The sequence below is a fragment of the Pseudomonas mangiferae genome (assembly GCF_007109405.1).
Taxonomy (GTDB): Bacteria; Pseudomonadota; Gammaproteobacteria; order Pseudomonadales; family Pseudomonadaceae; genus Pseudomonas_T; species Pseudomonas_T mangiferae.
The window spans coordinates 317,338-336,528 of sequence record NZ_VJOY01000002.1 but is presented as its reverse complement, the minus strand read 5'-3'; the positions used below and the strand labels follow the sequence as shown (position 1 = coordinate 336,528).

The 19,191-nt window shown below is 67.5% G+C and carries 16 protein-coding genes and 1 pseudogene; 9 read left to right on the top strand and 8 right to left on the bottom strand.

The genetic code is table 11. The features are described 5' to 3' along the window. Nucleotides 1-29: 29 nt before the first annotated feature. Together FM069_RS03835 and FM069_RS03830 are read right to left on the bottom strand one after the other, a co-directional pair. Nucleotides 30-950, bottom strand: coding sequence for a hypothetical protein (locus FM069_RS03835; protein WP_143486956.1), 921 nt, complete (start codon nucleotides 948-950; stop codon nucleotides 30-32). Beyond that, complete coding sequence (locus FM069_RS03830) at nucleotides 950-1,531, bottom strand: LemA family protein (RefSeq protein WP_143486955.1); 582 nt, start codon at nucleotides 1,529-1,531, stop codon at nucleotides 950-952. The genes FM069_RS03835 and FM069_RS03830 overlap by 1 nt, the downstream gene beginning before the upstream one ends. 191 nt (nucleotides 1,532-1,722) lie before the next feature. On the opposite strand from FM069_RS03830, the gene FM069_RS03825 reads away from it, so the two are divergent. From FM069_RS03825 to FM069_RS03795, 8 genes and pseudogenes are all read left to right on the top strand, one after another. Beyond that, complete coding sequence (locus FM069_RS03825; protein ID WP_143486954.1) at nucleotides 1,723-3,084, top strand: imelysin family protein; 1,362 nt, start codon at nucleotides 1,723-1,725, stop codon at nucleotides 3,082-3,084. Between the two features lie 166 nt (nucleotides 3,085-3,250). Then, on the top strand, nucleotides 3,251-4,681 hold the full coding sequence (locus FM069_RS03820; RefSeq protein ID WP_143486953.1) for a di-heme oxidoreductase family protein: 1,431 nt from the start codon (nucleotides 3,251-3,253) through the stop codon (nucleotides 4,679-4,681). A gap of 10 nt (nucleotides 4,682-4,691) precedes the next feature. Further along, complete coding sequence (locus FM069_RS03815) at nucleotides 4,692-5,756, top strand: imelysin family protein (protein WP_143486952.1); 1,065 nt, start codon at nucleotides 4,692-4,694, stop codon at nucleotides 5,754-5,756. A 42-nt stretch (nucleotides 5,757-5,798) separates the two neighbouring features. Further along, on the top strand, nucleotides 5,799-6,872 hold the full coding sequence (locus tag FM069_RS03810; RefSeq protein WP_143486951.1) for a DUF1513 domain-containing protein: 1,074 nt from the start codon (nucleotides 5,799-5,801) through the stop codon (nucleotides 6,870-6,872). 89 nt (nucleotides 6,873-6,961) lie between these two features. Continuing rightward, nucleotides 6,962-7,708 (top strand): annotated as a pseudogene (locus tag FM069_RS22235) (HAMP domain-containing protein); the annotation flags it as partial. Between the two features lie 117 nt (nucleotides 7,709-7,825). Further along, nucleotides 7,826-8,593: a methyl-accepting chemotaxis protein gene (locus FM069_RS22230; RefSeq protein ID WP_407681555.1), complete on the top strand. Its 768-nt coding sequence runs from the start codon at nucleotides 7,826-7,828 to the stop codon at nucleotides 8,591-8,593. A gap of 239 nt (nucleotides 8,594-8,832) precedes the next feature. Next, nucleotides 8,833-9,984, top strand: coding sequence for an efflux RND transporter periplasmic adaptor subunit (locus tag FM069_RS03800; protein WP_143486949.1), 1,152 nt, complete (start codon nucleotides 8,833-8,835; stop codon nucleotides 9,982-9,984). A 27-nt stretch (nucleotides 9,985-10,011) separates the two neighbouring features. Further along, nucleotides 10,012-13,074 carry a multidrug efflux RND transporter permease subunit gene (locus FM069_RS03795; protein ID WP_143486948.1) on the top strand — a complete coding sequence of 1,021 codons (3,063 nt, stop codon included), beginning with the start codon at nucleotides 10,012-10,014 and terminating at the stop codon, nucleotides 13,072-13,074. 32 nt (nucleotides 13,075-13,106) lie between these two features. Here the strand turns inward: FM069_RS03795 and FM069_RS03790 are convergent, their stop codons facing one another. The 6 genes from FM069_RS03790 to FM069_RS03765 form a co-directional block, all read right to left on the bottom strand. Beyond that, nucleotides 13,107-13,334 (bottom strand): hypothetical protein, encoded by a 228-nt coding sequence (locus tag FM069_RS03790; RefSeq protein ID WP_143486947.1) that lies wholly within the window; start codon nucleotides 13,332-13,334, stop codon nucleotides 13,107-13,109. Further along, nucleotides 13,331-14,050 carry a lipopolysaccharide kinase InaA family protein gene (locus FM069_RS03785; protein WP_143486946.1) on the bottom strand — a complete coding sequence of 240 codons (720 nt, stop codon included), beginning with the start codon at nucleotides 14,048-14,050 and terminating at the stop codon, nucleotides 13,331-13,333. Before FM069_RS03785 ends, FM069_RS03790 begins: the two co-directional genes overlap by 4 nt. Nucleotides 14,051-14,624: 574 nt before the next feature. After that, nucleotides 14,625-16,265: a chaperonin GroEL gene (gene groL / locus FM069_RS03780; protein ID WP_143486945.1), complete on the bottom strand. Its 1,641-nt coding sequence runs from the start codon at nucleotides 16,263-16,265 to the stop codon at nucleotides 14,625-14,627. Nucleotides 16,266-16,311: 46 nt separating this feature from the next. Further along, nucleotides 16,312-16,605, bottom strand: a complete 294-nt coding sequence (locus tag FM069_RS03775; RefSeq protein WP_143486944.1) for a co-chaperone GroES — start codon at nucleotides 16,603-16,605, stop codon at nucleotides 16,312-16,314. 304 nt (nucleotides 16,606-16,909) lie between these two features. Continuing rightward, complete coding sequence (locus FM069_RS03770) at nucleotides 16,910-17,356, bottom strand: FxsA family protein (RefSeq protein ID WP_143486943.1); 447 nt, start codon at nucleotides 17,354-17,356, stop codon at nucleotides 16,910-16,912. A gap of 155 nt (nucleotides 17,357-17,511) precedes the next feature. Beyond that, nucleotides 17,512-18,246, bottom strand: a complete 735-nt coding sequence (locus FM069_RS03765) for a HugZ family pyridoxamine 5'-phosphate oxidase (protein ID WP_143486942.1) — start codon at nucleotides 18,244-18,246, stop codon at nucleotides 17,512-17,514. Between the two features lie 104 nt (nucleotides 18,247-18,350). Between FM069_RS03765 and FM069_RS03760 the strand changes: the two genes are divergently transcribed. Next, nucleotides 18,351-19,109: an SDR family oxidoreductase gene (locus tag FM069_RS03760; RefSeq protein WP_143486941.1), complete on the top strand. Its 759-nt coding sequence runs from the start codon at nucleotides 18,351-18,353 to the stop codon at nucleotides 19,107-19,109. Nucleotides 19,110-19,191: the final 82 nt, after the last annotated feature.

Genomic DNA, 19,191 nt, shown 5'->3' with positions numbered 1-19,191 from the left:
CACGCGCCGAAGCGGCCCGCCACTCGCCCTCAGCGAGCCAGGGGATGCAGGTAGCCGTTGAGTAGCCAGGCGGTCGCCAGCGCCCCCGCCACGCAGAGCGCCGCGCCACCCAGGGCCTGCCAGCGAAAGTGCGGGATCAGGTGAGTCTTGCCGAGGCTGGAGAGGATGAACGGGTGGGCCTCCCGGGGCCTGCCCATCTGGTTGAGCGCTGGCGAGGCCACGGCTTGCCGCTGCCGCTGGTGCGCCTCGACCTCCGCGGCGCGGCGTACCTGCTCCCATTCCTCGGTATCCAGCTCGCCGTTGCGATCGGCATCGAAGCGCTGCAGCAGGCCACGATAATCCCGCTTCCATTCGCGGATCACCGCCCCCTGGGCGACGGCGGGGTCGAAGGCCTGGCCACCACCGCCGAGGGTGCGGAAGTCGCCGATGGCGTAGAGGGACTCACCGGCCTGGAAACGCTCCTCGGTGTAGCGGAAGTTTCCGCCCCCGCCGAGCATCGTCAGCAGCGAGAAGCCGGTGGGCGCGCGACGGTTCCACAGCGGGCGTGGGGTGTCGCCGTACCAGACATCGCGGCTGGCCGGGCGTACATCCGCGCCGCGGGGGTCGATCAGGCATTCGCCGGTGGCATCGGCCAGCCGCAGCCAGGCCTCGCTGCAGCCGCTTTCCACCACCCGGTAGCGACGGCTCTCGCCGTTGCCGCTGTATTTCTCGACACGGAAACGCCACCACAGGCACGACCGCCCGCTGAGGGGGGCGACGATCACCGCTTCCGGCTGCTCCAGCAGGCGCCCGCTGAGCTCCACGTAGCCCTGGGCGGCGGAGCGAATCTTCGAGGTGGGCGTGTCCGCCAGCAGGCGTGCCTGGTGCAGCCGCCGCAGGCACCACCAGCCGCCGCCGAGGCATGCGGTCACGCTGACGCACAGGCCGAAGGCCAGCTGCTGCCCGTCCATCAGCTGAACAGTGCCTTCAGGTCGGGATCGGTCTTTTCCGCCTCGCTGAATTCCAGCGGCTGCGCCGGCCCGAAGCCGTAGCGGCGGGCGATCAGCACGTCGGGGAATTGCTCGATGCGCACGTTGTTCAGGTTGACCGCCTCGTTGTACAGCTCGCGGCGGTCGGCGATGCCGTTCTCCAGGCCGCTGATGCGCTGCTGCAGGTGGCGGAAGCTTTCGTTGGCCTGCAGCTGCGGGTAGTTCTCGGACAGCGCGAACAGCTGCCCGAGGCCGGCCCGCAGGCCGCTTTCCGCCTGGCCGAGGGCAGCGATGTCGCCGCTTTCCCGGGCACTGGCCACGGCGTTGCGGCCGCGCACGACGGCTTCCAGGGTGGAGCGCTCGTGCAGCATGTACTGCTTGCAGGTTTCCACCAGCTTGGGCAATTCGTCGTGGCGCTGGCGCAGCAGCACGTCGATATTCGCCCAGGCCTTGGTCACCCCGTGCTTGAGCCGCACCAGGGCGTTGTACAGGGTGACCGCGTAGGCCACGGCCAGCACCAGCAGGACGACGAAGACGATGAGGACGATCGCGGAGGCGCTCATGACGGGGGCTCGTAGTGAGAGGGGAGTGGCATTCTAGCGGCACTTCGGCAGGAGGAAACCGGAACCGCCGCACAGCCTTCGTCGCTGGCGATCCGCCCTCGGCCTTTTCAAAAATGCAAATCTTTCGCATTATGTGGCGGTTTTTCCCAGCGTTTCCGCATTCGCCAACACACAAATGCAAGGACTCCGCCATGATTCGTAAGCCTTTGGCCACTGCCAGTCTGCTGGCCATCGCCATCTCCCTCGCCGGTTGCGGGGACGACAAGGACAAAGCCGCGACCGCCCAGGCGCCTGCCCCGGCCGCCAGCACCTCCGCGCCTGCTCCGGCCGCCACGCCGGCTCCCGCCTCCGCCAGCAAGATCGACGAAGCGGAAGCCAAGAAAGTCGTCACCCACTACGCCGACCTGGCCGAGGCGGTGTTCAGCGATGCCCTGAGTACGGCGCAGAACCTGCAGAAGGCGGTCGACGCCCTGCTGGCCAACCCCAGCGACGACACCCTCAAGGCCGCCCGCACCGCGTGGCTGGCCGCCCGTACCCCCTACTCCCAGAGCGAAGCCTTCCGCTTCGGCAACCCGGTGGTCGATGACTGGGAAGGCCAGGTCAACGCCTGGCCCCTGGACGAAGGCCTGATCGACTACGTCGCCGCCGACACCGCCCAGGCCCAGGGCAACCCGGCCGCCACCGCCAACATCATCGCCAACACCGAGATCCAGGTCGGCGAAGACAAGATCGACGTCAAGGAAATCACCGGCGAGAAGCTGGCCAGCCTGAACGAAGTAGGCGGCTCCGAAGCGAACGTCGCCACCGGCTACCACGCCATCGAATTCCTGCTCTGGGGCCAGGACCTCAACGGCACCGGTCCCGGCGCCGGCAACCGCCCGGCCAGCGACTACCTGGAAGGCGAAGGCGCCACCGGCGGCCACAACGACCGTCGCCGCGCCTACCTGAAAGCGGTGACCGACCTGCTGGTGAGCGACCTGGAAGAAATGGTCGGCCAGTGGAAAGCCGGCGTCTCCGACAACTACCGCGCCAAGCTGGAAGCCGAGACCCCGGAAAGCGGCCTGCGCAAGATTCTCTTCGGCATGGGCAGCCTGTCCCTGGGCGAACTGGCCGGCGAGCGGATGAAGGTGGCCCTGGAGGCCAACTCCACCGAGGACGAGCACGACTGCTTCAGCGACGACACCCACCACACCCTCTTCTACAACGCCAAGGGCATCCGCAACATCTACCTGGGCGAGTACAAGAAAGTGGACGGCACCACCCTGAACGGCGCCAGCATCGCTTCCCTGGTGGCCAAGGTGGACGCCCAGACCGACACCACCCTCAAGGCAGACCTGGCCGACACCGAGGCCAAGCTCCAGGCCCTGGTGGACAGCGCCGAGAAGAACAGCGTGCATTTCGACCAGCTGATCGCACCGGACAACGCCTCCGGCCAGCAGCTGATCCGCGACAGCATCGCGGCCCTGGTCAAGCAGACCGGCGCCATCGAGCAGGCCGCCGGCAAACTGGGGATCACCGACCTGAACCCCGACAACGCCGATCACGAGTTCTGATCGGCAGTCCTTCGCTGCGGCGCAACGCCGCAGCGAAGGACGCAGGGCCCGGAACGCGCCGCCTGGCGGGCGTTCCGGGGCTCTCGCTAATGCTAATTGCTCCTATTCACCACGCCCCGGACTGGTAAGCTTGCCGCCCCGTCCGCGCCGTACTGGATTCCCGTCGATGTCCGCCCTTCCGGCCTTCCGCCTGCCTGTTCTGTTGCTCCTGCTGGGGCTGGCGGCATGCGACCAGACGCCCCGTTTCACCCGGGCCGAGCCGGACGAAGCGCTCTCCGCCGGCGCCGCGACGGTGCGCCTGAGCGGGCGCACCGCCTTCTCCAAGCCCTCGGCCAACCTCTCGCCGATGCGCCAGCTGGATTTCAGCGTCGGCAACAGTTTCTTCCGCAACCCCTGGGTGATCGCCCCGTCCTCCACCACCGCCCGGGACGGCCTCGGCCCGCTGCTCAACACCAACGCCTGCATGAACTGCCACGTGCGCGACGGCCGCGGCCACCCACCGGCGTCCGACGAGGACATTGCGGTGTCCATGCTGGTGCGCCTGTCGATCCCCCCGGAGACCGCCCGCGACGCCACGTCTGCGGACCTGCTGAAGCGCCTGGGCGTGGTGCCCGAGCCGGTCTACGGCGTGCAACTGCAGGACGCCGCGATCCCCGGCGTGGCCCCCGAGGGCCGGGTGCGCATGGATTACGACTACGTCCCGGTGAGCTTCGCCGACGGCACCCAGGTGGAACTGCGCCGGCCGACCCTGCGCATCACCCGCCTGGGCTACGGCCCGATGCACCGCCAGGTGGAAACCTCCGCCCGGGTCGCCCCGCCAATGATCGGCCTGGGCCTGCTGGAAGCGATCCCGGAAGCCGACCTGCTGGCCAACGCCGACCCTGACGACCGCGATGGCGACGGTATCCGCGGCCGGCCCAACCGGGTCTGGGACGACGCCCTGGGCCGGGAAACCCTCGGCCGCTTCGGCTGGAAGGCCGGGCAACCGTCCCTCGACCAGCAGAACGCCCACGCCTTCGCCACCGACATGGGCCTGACCAACCGCATACTGCCCAGGGACGACTGCACCGAGGCCCAGGTTGCCTGCCGCGCCGCACCCAATGGCGGCGAACCGGAGGTGTCCGACCACATCCTCGCGCAAGTGCTGTTCTACACCCGCAACCTGGCGGTGCCTGCGCGCCGGCAGGTGGGCGACGCCACCGTGCTGCGCGGCAAGTCGCTGTTCCACGAGGCTGGCTGCCAGCGCTGCCACGTCCCGCGCTTCACCACCGCGGCCGACGCCGCCGAGCCGGAACTGGCCAACCAGGTGATCCGGCCCTATACCGATCTGTTGTTGCACGACATGGGCGAGGGCCTCGCCGACCACCGTCGGGAGTTCCAGGCCAGCGGCAGCCAGTGGCGGACCCCGCCGCTGTGGGGCATCGGCCTCACCGCCGCGGTCAGCGGTCATACCCAGTTTCTCCACGACGGCCGTGCGCGCACCCTGCTGGAGGCGATCCTCTGGCATGGCGGCGAGGCCGATGCGGCCCGTCGCGCCGTCCTCCAGTTCGATGCCGGGCAGCGCGAGGCGCTGCTGGCCTTCCTCAACTCTCTCTGAAGGAGCCTGCATGTTCCGTCCGAAACTGCTGTTCACCAGCCTCGCCGCCCTCGCCCTGGGCGCCTGCTCGCCCCAGGACCCCCATGCGCAGACCTCCGCGGCCCTGGCCCAGCAGGTGATCCTGCCGACCTACAGCCGCTGGGTGGAGGCCGACCGCCAGCTGGCCGCCAGCGCCCTGGCGTTCTGCTCCGGCAAGATCGAGCTGGAGAAGGCCCGCAGCGACTTCTTCGTCGCCCAGAAGGCCTGGGCCGAACTGCAGCCGCTGCTGGTGGGGCCACTGGCCGAGGGCAACCGCGCCTGGCAGATCCAGTTCTGGCCGGACAAGAAGAACCTGGTGGGTCGCCAGGTGGAGCAGCTGGTCAAGGCCAAGCCGCAGATCGACACCGCGGAGCTGGCCAAGTCCAGCGTCGTGGTGCAAGGCCTGTCCGCCTACGAATACATCCTCTTCGACAGCGCCATCGACCTGGCGAACGCGGAGAAGAAAGCCCGCTACTGCCCGTTGCTGGAAGCCATCGGCCAGCGCCAGCAGCAGCTCGCCGAGGAAATCCTCGCCAGCTGGAACACCAAGGACGGCATGCTCGACCAGTTGAGCAAGTTCCCCAACCAGCGCTATGCCGATTCCCACGAGGCCATCGCGGAAATCCTGCGGGTGCAGGTCACGGCCCTCGACACCCTGAAGAAGAAGCTGGGCGCGCCCCTGGGCCGGCAGAGCAAGGGCATCCCGCAGCCTTACCAGGCCGAAGCCTGGCGCAGCGAGACCTCCCTGGCCAACCTGGGTGCCAGCCTGAGCAGCGCCGAGACCCTTTGGCAGGGGGTCGACGGCAAGGGCCTGCGGCACCTGCTGGGGGATGACCAGAAAGCCCTGGCGGAGAAGATCGACGCCGCCTACCGCGAGTCGCGCCGGCAGTTCGACGCCCTCAAGCCGCCGCTCGGCGCACTGCTCGCCAGCGAGGCGGGGGTCGCCCAGCTGAACGCTTTCTACGACAGCCTCAACGTGGTTCACCGGCTGCATGAAGGCGAGCTGGCCCGGGCCCTGAATGTCCAGCTCGGCTTCAACGCCAACGACGGCGACTGACAGCCGCCGCTGCGTCCCGATCGCATCGAAAAGGAGCGAACCATGGCGCGACATGCCCTTCTCACCCTCGCCCGGCGCCTGCTGGGCCCCCTCGCCCGCCGGGCGCCGGTGCAGCGGGTGCTCTCGGCCCGGGACGATGCCGACGGCGGCCACTACGCGGTGGGTTACCGACTGGACGGCAGCCTGGCCTTCTCCACCCGGGTCGCCCAGCGCTGCCACGACATCGTCGAGCACCCGGCACAGCCCGTGGCGCTGTTCGTGGCGCGCCGGCCCGGCACCCAGAGCTACCTCATCGACCTGCGCGACGGGCGCCTGCTGCAGACCCTGGACTCACCCCCGGCGCGGCACTTCTATGGCCATGGGGTATTCCACCGGGACGGCGAATGGCTCTACCTCACCGAGAACGACCTGAGCGACCCGGGGCGCGGCGTGCTGGGGGTCTACCGCTTCGACGGCGAACGGCTGGCCCGCCACGCCGAGCTGTCCACCCATGGCCTGGGCCCCCATGAGCTGGCCTGGATGCCGGACGGGGAAACCCTGGTGGTGGCCAATGGCGGCATCCGCACCGAGGCGGAGAGCCGGGTGGAAATGAACCTGGACGCCATGGAGCCGAGCCTGGTGCTGATGCGCCGGGACGGCACGCTGATCTCCCGGGAAACCCTGCCCCAGGCGATGAACAGCATCCGCCACCTGGCCATCGCCGCCGACGGCACTCTTGTCGCTTGCCAGCAGTACATGGGCGATGCCGCCGACGTGGCCGACCTGCTGGCGATCAAGCGGCCAGGACAGGCGTTCCAGCCCTTCCCGGTGGCAGAGCCCCAGCGTGCCGGCATGGCCCAGTACACCGCCAGCGTGGCGATCCACGACGGCCTGCGCCTTGTAGCGCTGACCGCGCCGCGGGGCAATCGCTTCTTCGTCTGGGACCTGGACAGCGGCGCCTTGCGGCTGGATGCGCCGATGCCCGACTGCGCCGGGGTGGGCGCCGTGGAGCACGGTTTCGTGGTCACCTCCGGGCAGGGGCGCTGCCGGTTCTACGACTGCCGCGCCACGCCCATCGCCGGCCAGCCCCTGGCGCTGCCCGCCGGGCTCTGGGACAACCACCTGCGCCTGACCTGAGGGCCCGCCGGACGACGCCCGGTCGTCCGCGTGCCCGGCCGCCCTGGCCTATACTCGCCACTCCCCCTCTCCCTTCCCCGAGGCGCGCCATGTGGTTGCAACGCTCCCTGCGAGGTCAGTTCCTGTTGTTGGTGGGCGGTAGCCTCACCCTGATCCTGGCGATCTCCCTCGCCTGCTTCGTCCTGCTGTCCCATGGCATCGAAGCCTACCGGGGCCTGCTGGGTGGCCCCCTGGAAATGTCGCGTCAGCTGGACCAGGCCAACTACGACTTCAAGCTGCAGGTCCAGGAATGGAAGGATGTCCTGCTGCGCGGCAAGAACCCGCAGAATCTGGACAAGTACTGGACCCAGTTCGAGGCCCAGGAAGCCAAGGTGCAGGCGACCCTCGGCAAGCTGGCGGACCTGGCCGGGCATGACGGCGACGGCACCCTGCGCCAGCAGATCGCCCAGTTGCGGGACGAGCACCGCGCCCTCGGCGAGGCCTACCGCAAGGGCCGCGCGGCCTTCCTCGCCGCCGGCGCCGACCCGGTGGCCGGGGACGTCGCCGTGCAGGGTATCGACCGCGCCACCAGCGGGCAGATGAGCGCCCTGGTGGACCAGTTGCATGCCCGCAGCCAGGAACAGTCCGAACGCATCAGCGAGCGCGCCGGGCGCACCATCGTCACCGGCCTCGCGGTGATCCTGGTCTCCAGCCTGCTGATCGGGCTGGCCAGCCTGTGGCTGGTGAACCGCCGGCTGATCCTGCCGATCCGCGGCCTGATCGACCACATCAGCCGGCTCAGCCAGGGCGACTTCGACCGCCGCGTAGACACCAGCCGGCGCGACGAACTGGGCAGCCTGGCGGTGGCCGCCAACACCCTGCGGGACTTCCTCGCCGCCACCTTCGAGCGCCTCAAGCACAGCACCGACGACCTGGACAACGCCAGCCGCGAACTCAACACCATCGCCGGGAAGATGGCCGAGGGCACCCGGGAGCAGTTCTCGCGCACCGACCAGGTGGCCACCGCCATGCACGAGATGTCCGCCACCGCCCAGGAGGTGGCCCGCCACGCCGCCGACGCGGCGCGGGCCGCCGACGATGCCGATCGTTCGGCGCGCCAGGGCGAGGACGTGATGCGCGCCACCATCGCCACCATCACCACCATGCGCGGCGAGATCGCCACCACCGCCGAGGTGATCCGCCAGCTGGAAAGCGACAGCGGGCGCATCGGCAAGGTGCTGGAGGTGATCCGCGGGATCGCCGAGCAGACCAACCTGCTGGCGCTGAACGCCGCCATCGAGGCGGCCCGGGCCGGCGAACAGGGCCGTGGCTTCGCCGTGGTGGCCGACGAGGTGCGGACCCTTGCCCAGCGCACCGCGGAATCCACCGCCGAGATCCACCAGATCATCGACACCGTGCAGACCGGCGCCGGCAACGCCGCCCGGGCCATCGACAGCGGCCAGCAGCGCAGCGAGGCCAGCGTCACCCAGGTGACCGAGGCCGGCAGCATGCTGCAGCGCATCACCGGCGCGGTGGAGTCGATCCGCGACATGAACCGGCAGATCGCCACGGCCGCCGAAGAGCAGACCTCGGTGGCCGAGGACATCTCCCGCAACCTCACCGAGATCACCGCTATCGCCACCACCAACGAGCAGCACGTGCAGCGCACCCAGGCCGCCAGCCGCGACCTGCACGGCATGTCCGGCGGCCTCAACGAACTGTCCGGGCGCCTCGGCAGCTAACCCCTTCCTTGCCCGGCTCGGGATGCGTCGCGAATTCCCGGGCCGGGCGGCCTATTTCCTCGAACCTCGCCAAGCGCGCAACGCCCTGTGCGCGCCGCGTCGCCGGCGGGCGAAAGCCTTCGTCGCGACGGCGCAACGTTTTGCAAATGCGACGCTTTGACGGCCGTCGTTTTATAGGAATACTGTGTCGCCCCCCTGCCTATTCCCAGGCCCTATCCGCCTTGCCAAGGAACCGGAATATGTTGCTCCGCCGCATGCTGTTCATGCTGGGTGCCGTCGTCCTCGTGGTGCTCGTCCTCGCTGCCTACAAAGGCTTCTCCATCTACCAGCAGATCCAGACGTTCTCCGCGCCGCAGCCGCCCATCAGCGTCTCCGCCGAGGCCGCCGGCGAGCTGGAATGGCAGAGCCGCATGCCCGCCATCGGCACCCTGCGCGCCTACCAGGGCGTGGACCTCACTGTCGAGGTGGGCGGCACGGTGCGCGAGGTGCTGTTCAAGTCCGGCGAGAAGGTCAGCCTCAACCAGCCCTTGGTGCAGATGGACAGCGACGTGGAGCAGGCCAGCCTCGCCACCGTCGAGGCGCAGCTGGGCCTGGCGCGCCTGGAGTTCGAGCGCGGCCGCAACCTGGTGAGCCGACAGACCATCTCCAAGAGCGAGTTCGACCGGCTCTCCGCCGAGCTGCAGAAGGGCAACGCCAACGTCGCCCAGCTGAAGGCGACTCTGGCCAAGAAACGCATCCTCGCGCCGTTCGCCGGCACCATCGGTATCCGCCGGGTCGACGTGGGCGACTTCCTCTCCTCCGGCACCATCATCGCCACCCTGCAGGACCTGTCGCGGCTCTACGTGGACTTCTACCTGCCGGAACAGAGCGTGCCCAAGCTGGCCATCGGCCAGAAAGTACGCATCTCAGTGGCGGCCTACCCGGGCGAGACCTTCGTCGGCGAGATCAACGCCCTGAACCCGAAGGTGGAAAGCACCACCCGCAACGTGCAGGTGCGCGCCCTGCTGGACAACCCGGACAGCAAGCTGCTGCCGGGCATGTTCGCCAACCTGGAGGTGCTGCTGCCCGACCTGCAGCAGCGCGTGGTGCTGCCGGAGACCGCCATCACCTACACCCTGTATGGCAACTCGGTCTACGTGGTCGCCCAGAAGAAGGATGACCAGGGCCAGCCCCAGCAGGAGGAGGACGGCAAGCCGTACCTGGTGGTGGAGCGCCGCTTCGTGCAGACCGGCGAGCGCCGCGACGGCAAGGTGGTGATCCTCGAGGGCGTCGCCTCCGGCGAGCAGGTGGTCACCTCCGGCCAGCTGAAGCTGGACAATGGCTCCCACGTGGTCATCGCCAGCGAGGCGCCCGCCGCGGCCGCCCAGGACACTCCGGCCAGCGCGGGCTGACGCCCCGCGGCCCAAAGGAATTTCACCATGGCTTTTACCGATCCGTTCATCCGCCGTCCGGTGCTGGCAACCGTGGTCAGCCTGCTGATCGTGCTGCTGGGCTTCCAGGCGTTCAACAAACTGGTGATCCGCCAGTACCCACAGATGGAAAGCGCCCTGATCACGGTGACCACCGCCTACCCCGGGGCCAATGCGGAAACCATCCAGGGCTACATCACCCAGCCTTTGCAGCAGAGCCTGGCCAGCGCCGAAGGCATCGACTACATGACCTCGTCGAGCCAGCAGAACCTGTCCATCATCTCCATTTACGCCCGCATCGGCGCCAACTCCGACCGCCTGTTCACCGAACTCCTGGCCAAGGCCAACGAGGTGAAGAACAAGCTGCCCCAGGACGCCGAGGACCCGGTGCTGCAGAAGGAAGCGGCGGACTCCACCGCGCTGATGTACATCAGCTTCTACAGCGACAAGCTGAGCAACCCGCAGATCACCGACTACCTGTCGCGGGTCATACAGCCCAAGCTGGCGACCCTGCCGGGCATGGCCGAGGCGGAAATCCTCGGCAACCAGGTGTTCGCCATGCGGCTCTGGCTGGACCCGGTGAAGATGGGCGCCTACGGCGTCACCGCCAGCGACGTCGGCGAGGCCGTACGCAAGTACAACTTCCTCTCCGCCGCCGGCGAGGTGAAGGGCGAGTACGTGGTCACCAGCATCAACGCCAGCACCGACCTGAAGTCGCCGGAGGCCTTCGCCGCCATCCCGGTGAGGACCCAGGGCGACAGCCGGGTGCTGATCAGCGACATCGCCCGGGTGGAAATGGGCGCCGAGAACTACAACGCCATCAGTTCCTTCGACGGCATCCCTTCGGTGTACATCGGCATCAAGGGCACCCCCAGCGCCAACCCCCTGGACGTGATCAAGCACGTGCGGGAAATCATGCCGGAGCTGGAGGCGCAGCTGCCGCCGAACCTCAAGGTATCCATCGCCTACGACGGCACCCGCTTCATCCAGGCCTCCATCGACGAGGTGGTGAAGACCCTGGGCGAGGCCGTGCTGATCGTCATCGTGGTGGTGTTCCTGTTCCTCGGCGCCTTCCGCTCGGTGGTGATCCCGGTGGTGACCATCCCGCTGTCGATGATCGGCGTATTGTTCTTCATGCAGCTGATGGGCTACTCCATCAACCTGCTGACGCTCCTGGCCATGGTGTTGGCCATCGGCCTGGTGGTGGACGACGCCATCGTCGTCGTGGAGAACATCCACCGGCACATCGAGGAGGGCAAGACGCCGTTCGATGCCGCCCTCGAGGGCGCCCGGGAGATCGCCGTGCCGGTGATCTCCATGACCATCACCCTGGCGGCGGTTTACGCCCCCATCGGTTTCCTGGAAGGGCTCACCGGCGCGCTGTTCCGGGAGTTCGCCCTGACCCTGGCCGGCGCGGTAGTGATCTCCGGGGTCATCGCCCTGACCCTGTCGCCGATGATGTGCTCGCGCCTGCTGCGCCACGAGGAGAACCCCTCGGGCCTGGCGCATCGCCTGGACCAGATCTTCGACCGCCTCAAGCGCCGCTACCAGCGCATGCTCCACGGCACCCTCAACACCCGCCCGGTGGTGCTGGTGTTCGCGCTGATCGTGCTGTGCCTGATCCCGGTGCTGCTGATGTTCACCAAGAACGAGCTGGCGCCGGACGAGGACCAGGGCATCGTGTTCCTGATGTCCAAGGCGCCCCAGCCCACCAACCTGGAATACCTGAACCGCTACACCGACTCGTTCATGACGATCTTCAAGGAGTTTCCCGAGTACTACTCGTCCTTCCAGATCAACGGGTTCGACGGCGTGCAGTCGGGGATCGGCGGCTTCCTGCTCAAGCCGTGGGACGAGCGCGACCGCACCCAGATGGAGCTGTTGCCCCAGGTGCAGGCCCGCCTGAACGAGATTCCCGGCCTGCAGATCTTCGGCTTCAACCTGCCGTCGCTGCCGGGGACCGGCGAAGGCCTGCCCTTCCAGTTCGTGATCAACACCCCCAACGACTACGAGACCCTGCTGCAGGTGACCGAGCGCATCAAGCAGCGCGCCCAGGCCTCCGGTAAGTTCGCCTTCCTCAACGTCGACCTGGCGTTCGACAAGCCCGAAGTGGTGGTGGACATCGAGCGGGAGAAGGCCGCGCAGATGGGCGTGTCGATGCAGGACCTGGGGTCCACCCTGGCGGTGCTGCTGGGCGAGGGAGAAATCAACCGCTTTACCATCGACGGTCGCAGCTACAAGGTGATCGCCCAGGTGGAACGCGCCTACCGGGACAACCCGGGCTGGCTGGACAGCTACTACGTACGCAGCGAGAACGGCCAGATGGTGCCCCTGTCGACCCTGATCCGCATCCACGACAGCGCCCGGCCGACCCGCCTGAAGCAGTTCCAGCAGCTCAACTCGGCGATCATCGAGGGCTTCCCCATCGTCAGCATCGGCGAGGCCATCGACACGGTCCGGCAGATCGCCCAGGAAGAAGCGCCGCGGGGCTACGGCTTCGACTTCGCCGGCGCCTCACGCCAGTACGTGCAGGAAGGGGCGGCGCTGTACGTCACCTTCGCCCTGGCCCTAGCGATCATCTTCCTGGTGCTGGCGGCGCAGTTCGAGAGCTTCCGCGACCCGCTGGTGATCCTGGTGACGGTGCCGCTGTCCATCTGCGGCGCGCTGCTGCCGCTGTTCCTCGGCTGGTCGAGCATGAACATCTACACCCAGGTGGGCCTGGTGACGCTGATCGGCCTGATCAGCAAGCACGGCATCCTGATCGTGGAGTTCGCCAACCAGTTGCGTCGGGAGAAAGGCCTGGGGGTGCGCGAGGCGGTGGAGGAAGCCGCGTCGATCCGCCTGCGTCCGGTGCTGATGACCACCGCGGCCATGGTGTTCGGCATGGTCCCGCTGATCCTGGCCACCGGCGCCGGCGCGGTGAGCCGCTTCGACATCGGCCTGGTGATCGCCACCGGCATGTCCATCGGCACGCTGTTCACCCTGTTCGTGCTGCCGTGCGTCTATACCCTGCTGTCGGACCCCAACGCCCACCAGCCCGACCCCACCGCCCCGGCGGCGGTCGCCCACTGACAGCGCGAGCAAGCGCCCAGGCGCGGAAGCGCTCAGTCGCCGCCGTAGCCTTGGGACAGGCCGAACATCAGCAGCAGCAGGTGCCGGTCCGGCTCCGAGCGGGCCTCCACGGCGCGGCTGATGGGCGGCGCCAGGCAGGCCTGGGCCTGCTCCTGCAGGCTGATGATCCGCGGCGCGGGCTCCTGCCACGTCGCGGCAGCCAGGGACGCCGTGGCCAACGCCCCGACCAGAAACAAACCTCGCGTGATTTCTAACTTCATGTCTGCAACCCTTTGATGGTGCTGCCGAACACGGCCTGGTAACCGTAGATCATTGTGTCCCAGTCCGTGTCGTTCCACGACGAATGGCGGCGCAGCTGTCGCAGATCGTGCAGGGCTGCCCGGGTACGGCTCAGGCGTCGGCGGCTTTTCTCCAGGTCCAGCAGTGCCACCTCGACGGTGGTCGCACCGCCCTCCCCGGCGCCAATCACCTTGATGAACAGGTGCTTTTCGTACAGGCAGCCGTGCTGCCAGCGACCGTTGTGCATGCGCGCCAGGGTCGCACCGATGAGACGCAGCAGCTCGGCGTGCACCGCTTCGCCGCAGCGCGCACGGCCGCCGTCCGCGTACCAGCTCGGCAGGTCGACGAAGCCCTCCAGGGCCTCGCTCACCAGCAACGCATGCCAGCCGCCCTCGGCGCGCCGTCGGCTGCCGCAGTAGACCGGTCGTGGCACGCGTACCCCCAGGGCGCTCAGGCCGTGCAGGGCATCGCGCTCGCGCAGCACCGTCGGGCGGCCCCAGGGATGACGCAGGCTACGGTAGATGTGCCCCACCTGGCGCTTGGCGTAGAGCAGGCTGCCATCCGCATGCAGCAGGCGCTGGACCCCACTCTCGCCGCCGCGCCGATGGTTGGGCGCTTCTACCCATTCACCGTGCCGCTGCCACCACTGCTCGAACGATCGCCCCTCCGCTGACCTGCACGCACCTTCGACTGCCATGGCACTTTCCTCTCTTATCGTTATGGGTACACCCCCGGCGTGGCAGGCGGTTACACACCTCTGTCACTTTCCCGCCCGGCGGTCACGCAGGGCGCCGGACGAAGTGCGTGCTTGACGCACCCGCACAAGGCAAGCCGCACGCCCTGCAAGCCTCATACCCATCGCTCCGGCAGGGAGCGCCGGATCGGACCCCGCGCCCGGGGAAAAGTCCCTGGGCTTTCGCCGCAGCTCGCGGACGGCGGGCGGATGGATGGATGAACGTCTCCGGACGATCCCTCGCAGCCTGCAGCGGGAGAACCCCGAACAGGAGCGCTCCACTTGCTCGGATACCGAATGTCCCGGCACGAAAAGGAGGCAGACAATGGCACGATCAACCGCCTGGCGCGACCGCGACCGGTCGGAAGGGTGCAGGAAACGAGCGTCCGCAGGCCGATCGGTCCGACCTTCCAGGCACTCCATGGGGAACCGATGCGAAGGCATTTCCCCTGCCAAACGCCCACCCATCACGGATGCGGAAACGAAAAAGCCCCGCACGGGGCGGGGCTTTTTCAATGACGCTGACGGGTGAAGCGGCTTACATCATGCCGCCCATGCCACCCATACCACCCATGTCCGGCATGGCCGGAGCGGCCTTGTCTTCCGGAATGTCGGCGATCATCGCTTCGGTGGTGATCATCAGGCTACCGATCGAGGTGGCCGCCTGCAGAGCAGTACGGGTCACCTTGGCCGGGTCGAGGATACCCATCTCGATCATGTCGCCATAGACGTCGGTCGCGGCGTTGAAGCCGAAGTTGCCCGAGCCCTGCTTGACCTTGTCGACCACCACGCTCGGCTCGCCGCCGGCGTTGGCGACGATCTGGCGCAGTGGGGACTCGACGGCGCGACGCAGCAGCGCGATACCGACGTTCTGGTCTTCGTTGTCACCCTTGAGGTTCTCGATGGCCTGCAGGGCGCGCACCAGGGCGACGCCACCGCCGGGCACCACGCCTTCTTCGACGGCTGCACGGGTGGCGTGCAGGGCGTCTTCGACGCGGGCTTTCTTCTCTTTCATCTCGACTTCGGTGCCTGCACCGACCTTGATCACGGCAACGCCACCGGCCAGCTTGGCCAGGCGCTCTTGCAGCTTCTCACGGTCGTAGTCGGAGGTGGTTTCCTCGACTTGCTTGCGGATCTGGGCAACACGCGACTCGATGTCGGACTGCTGACCAGCGCCGTCGATGATGGTGGTGTTTTCCTTGTTCAGCACGACGCGCTTGGCGTTACCCAGGTGCTCCAGGGTGGTGCTTTCCAGGCTCAGGCCGACTTCCTCGGAAATCACGGTACCGCCGGTGAGGATGGCGATGTCCTGCAGCATGGCCTTGCGACGATCACCGAAGCCCGGCGCCTTCACGGCAGCGACCTTGACGATGCCGCGCATGTTGTTCACCACCAGGGTGGCCAGGGCTTCGCCCTCGACGTCCTCGGCGACGATCAGCAGCGGACGACCGGCCTTGGCGACGGCTTCCAGCACCGGCAGCATTTCGCGGATGTTGGAGATCTTTTTGTCCACCAGCAGGATCAGCGGGCTGTCCAGCTCGGCGACCATGGTGTCCGGCTTGTTGATGAAGTACGGGGACAGGTAGCCACGGTCGAACTGCATGCCTTCGACGACGGACAGTTCGTTCTCCAGGCCAGAGCCTTCCTCGACGGTGATGACGCCTTCTTTACCAACCTTTTCCATCGCTTCGGCGATGATCTGGCCGATGGACTCGTCAGCGTTGGCAGAGATGGTGCCGACCTGGGCGATGGCCTTGGAATCGGCGCACGGCTTGGACAGGTTCTTCAGCTCGGCGACGATGGCGATGGTGGCCTTGTCGATGCCGCGCTTGAGGTCCATCGGGTTCATGCCGGCAGCGACGGCCTTCAGGCCTTCGTTGACGATGGCCTGGGCCAGGACGGTGGCGGTGGTCGTGCCGTCACCGGCAGCGTCGTTGGCCTTGGACGCGACGTCCTTGACCAGCTGGGCGCCCATGTTCTCGAACTTGTCTTTCAGCTCGATTTCCTTGGCGACGGACACGCCATCCTTGGTGATGGTCGGGGCACCGAAGGATTTGTCCAGCACGACGTTGCGGCCTTTCGGGCCGAGGGTGGCTTTTACCGCGTCAGCCAGCACGTTTACGCCGACGAGCATTTTCTTGCGAGCGGAATCGCCGAATTTGACTTCTTTAGCAGCCATTGTGGTTGTTCCTCGATTCTGAAATGGGGTACGGAGATTCGCGGGATCAGGCTTCGATGACAGCGAGGATTTCGCTCTCGCCCATCACCAGCAGGTCTTCGCCATCGACCTTCACGGTGTTGCTGCCGGAGTACGGGCCGAACACCACTTTGTCACCGACCTTCACGGCCAGCGCACGGACTTCGCCGTTGTCCAGCACGCGACCGGTGCCTACCGCGACGACTTCGCCACGATTCGGCTTCTCGGCAGCGGAACCCGGCAGCACGATCCCGCCCGCGGTCTTGGTTTCTTCTTCGCTGCGACGGATCACGACGCGGTCATGCAGAGGACGAAGCTTCATTGTCGATCTCTCCCAATTAAGTGTTTTCAGCGGCCGGTTCGGGAACCGGCGGGTTAGCAAATCCGGCAGTGCCGGGTGCGGGCCGCTGGGCGGACCGCAGAAGACGGACTGTCGAGCAACGACAGCGACCTTTCGGTGACCGCTTACATAGGGGCGCCGGAAATCATTTCAAGGGTGACGGGTAAAATTTTTTGTCGACGCAGCGGTCGCGTGTGCCGAAAGAGAGGGGAAACGCGGCCGGACGAACACCGGCCGCAACGGATGAACAGAACCACAGAACCGAAACGCCCAGTGACCCCGTTCCTCAATCGTGCCGCTGGTACTCGCCTTCGATGACCCGCGGGCGCACGTCGGGCTGGGGACCGGGCTCACCCTCGAAGGTGCGTCCGCCCATTACCCGTGCTTCCAGCCGGCCGAGCACGGCCCGCAGCATCAGGTTGCGGGCGAAAGGGATGATGCAGAGCAGGCCGAGCACGTCGCTGATGAGGCCGGGCAGGATCAGCAGGCCGCCCCCCAGGGCCATCATCAGCCCTTCCAGCATCGCCGGCTCCGGCCGCTCGCCACGCATCAGCCGCTCGCGGGCGCGCCAGGCAGTGGAGACCCCGGCGATTCGCAGCAGGAAGCTGCCCAGTACCGCGCTGAACACCAGCAGGCCCAGGGTGGCCAGGACGCCGATGGCGCTGCCCACCTTGATCAGTACCGCCAGCTCCAGCAGCGGGAACAACAGGAATACGACTGCCACTACACGCATGAAAAATCCTCGGAAGAACCGCTTCCGGTCCGGCTTAGATGCCCCTGGCGGGCGATGAATTCAAGTCCGCCGGCCGCCAGACGCCAAGCGGCAACGCTGGAAGCCAGGCGAGACGCGGGCTGCGCCCGTCGGTCGGCAGTGTTACAGGATGTGCGTCAGGCCTCGTCCGCAGCGTCGCGGGTCGGCCATTGGGTGGCCCGGGCGAGATTCACCAGGGCCTGGCGAACCGCGCCGGCGTCGGCGCAGGGCTGGGGGAACGGCAGCCAGTGCAGGACTCGGCCGATGCGCAGGTGAAAGCCCTCGCCATCGACCCCGACCATTTCCGCCGGCTGCCCGGCCGGCAGACCGGCCAGTTCGACGTAGTGGGCGATGGCGGAACCATGGTCGCCGTTCATGTGCGCCACCATGCCCAGGCCGGCCTCGCCGTAGAACGGGTTGACACGGGTCAGCACATTGATCCAGTGGATCTCGCCGAAGCCGCCGATGTAGCGGCTGCGCACGGGCTCCAGGACCCAGAAGTCGAAGTCGTGGGTGAGGTGGTAGTCCCGGGCCTGGGGGAAATAGCGATAGTACTGGCCAGCGGCCTCGGCGACCTGCGCCTCGTCCTGCAGCGGACGCGCCTCGGCCAGCACCGTCAGGCGGCCGGCGGCCTGTACGTCGTCGGCGCCGCGCTCGCCCACCAGCAGCGAACACTTGGCGTCCTTCTGCAGGTTGTGGGTGTGCTGGGCGATGCGGCTGATGAGGATCAGCGGCCGGCCCTCGCCATCCAGGCAGTACGGCACCACCGAACCGAAGGGGAAACCCGGCATGGCCTTGGAGTGGGTGGAGAGCACCCCTTGGTATTCCTTGAGCAACATTTCTCGGGCATGCTGGGCCGCTTTTTCGCTCACCTTCAGACTCCTCGCAAAGATCCGGACGCAACGGACAGGCGACCAGCATAACGGTTTGCGTACGCCGGCGGGGACCACCCGGACTCCATTCGAAGGGGATAGCCATGCAACTCAAGGACAAAGTGATCATCGTCACCGGTGGCGGCCAGGGGCTCGGCCGGGCCATGGGCGAATACCTGGCCGGCAAGGGCGCCCGCCTGGCGCTGGTGGACCTCAACCAGGAGAAGCTCGACGAGGCGGTGGCGGCCTGCAAGGCGGCCGGCGGTGATGCCCGCGCCTACACCTGCAACGTCGCCGACGAAGCCCAGGTGACCCACATGGTGGCCCAGGTGGCCGGCGACTTCGGGGCGCTGAACGGCCTGGTGAACAACGCCGGCATCCTTCGCGACGGCCTCACGGTGAAGGTCAAGGACGGCCAGCTGAGCACCCTGAGCCTGGCCCAGTGGCAGGCGGTGATCGACGTCAACCTGACCGGGGTGTTCCTCTGCACCCGCGAGGTAGCGGCGAAGATGATCGAGCTGAAGCAGGAAGGCGCCATCGTCAATATTTCCTCCATTTCCCGGGCCGGCAACATGGGCCAGGCCAACTACTCCGCGGCCAAGGCCGGGGTCGCCGCCGATACGGTGGTGTGGGCCAAGGAGCTGGCGCGCTACGGCATCCGCGTGGCGGGCGTGGCGCCCGGCTTCATCGAGACCGAGATGACCGCCGGCATGAAGCCCGAGGCACTGGAGAAGATGACCGCGGGGATTCCCCTCAAGCGCATGGGCAAGCCGGTGGAGATCGCCCACTCGGTCGCCTACATCTTCGAGAACGACTACTACACCGGCCGCATTCTGGAGCTGGACGGCGGCCTGCGCCTGTAGCGGGAACGTGGCAATTCCCGCCGACCGCGAAGGGCGGCGGGGTACTGCGGCGATGGGATGCGAGGAAGAAGCCACCCGGAAC

What these genes read in the sequence shown, in the direction of transcription:
- FM069_RS03760 (WP_143486941.1), top strand. Translation starts at nt 18,351, where the DNA reads ATGCAACTCAAGGACAAAGTGATCATCGTCACCGGTGGCGGCCAGGGG.
- FM069_RS03790 (WP_143486947.1), bottom strand. Translation starts at nt 13,334, where the DNA reads ATGAAGTTAGAAATCACGCGAGGTTTGTTTCTGGTCGGGGCGTTGGCC.
- FM069_RS03825 (WP_143486954.1), top strand. Translation starts at nt 1,723, where the DNA reads ATGATTCGTAAGCCTTTGGCCACTGCCAGTCTGCTGGCCATCGCCATC.
- FM069_RS03815 (WP_143486952.1), top strand. Translation starts at nt 4,692, where the DNA reads ATGTTCCGTCCGAAACTGCTGTTCACCAGCCTCGCCGCCCTCGCCCTG.
- FM069_RS03785 (WP_143486946.1), bottom strand. Translation starts at nt 14,050, where the DNA reads ATGGCAGTCGAAGGTGCGTGCAGGTCAGCGGAGGGGCGATCGTTCGAG.
- FM069_RS03820 (WP_143486953.1), top strand. Translation starts at nt 3,251, where the DNA reads ATGTCCGCCCTTCCGGCCTTCCGCCTGCCTGTTCTGTTGCTCCTGCTG.
- FM069_RS03770 (WP_143486943.1), bottom strand. Translation starts at nt 17,356, where the DNA reads ATGCGTGTAGTGGCAGTCGTATTCCTGTTGTTCCCGCTGCTGGAGCTG.
- FM069_RS03810 (WP_143486951.1), top strand. Translation starts at nt 5,799, where the DNA reads ATGGCGCGACATGCCCTTCTCACCCTCGCCCGGCGCCTGCTGGGCCCC.
- FM069_RS22230 (WP_407681555.1), top strand. Translation starts at nt 7,826, where the DNA reads ATGGCCGAGGGCACCCGGGAGCAGTTCTCGCGCACCGACCAGGTGGCC.
- FM069_RS03800 (WP_143486949.1), top strand. Translation starts at nt 8,833, where the DNA reads ATGTTGCTCCGCCGCATGCTGTTCATGCTGGGTGCCGTCGTCCTCGTG.
- FM069_RS03775 (WP_143486944.1), bottom strand. Translation starts at nt 16,605, where the DNA reads ATGAAGCTTCGTCCTCTGCATGACCGCGTCGTGATCCGTCGCAGCGAA.
- FM069_RS03830 (WP_143486955.1), bottom strand. Translation starts at nt 1,531, where the DNA reads ATGAGCGCCTCCGCGATCGTCCTCATCGTCTTCGTCGTCCTGCTGGTG.
- groL (WP_143486945.1), bottom strand. Translation starts at nt 16,265, where the DNA reads ATGGCTGCTAAAGAAGTCAAATTCGGCGATTCCGCTCGCAAGAAAATG.
- FM069_RS03795 (WP_143486948.1), top strand. Translation starts at nt 10,012, where the DNA reads ATGGCTTTTACCGATCCGTTCATCCGCCGTCCGGTGCTGGCAACCGTG.
- FM069_RS03835 (WP_143486956.1), bottom strand. Translation starts at nt 950, where the DNA reads ATGGACGGGCAGCAGCTGGCCTTCGGCCTGTGCGTCAGCGTGACCGCA.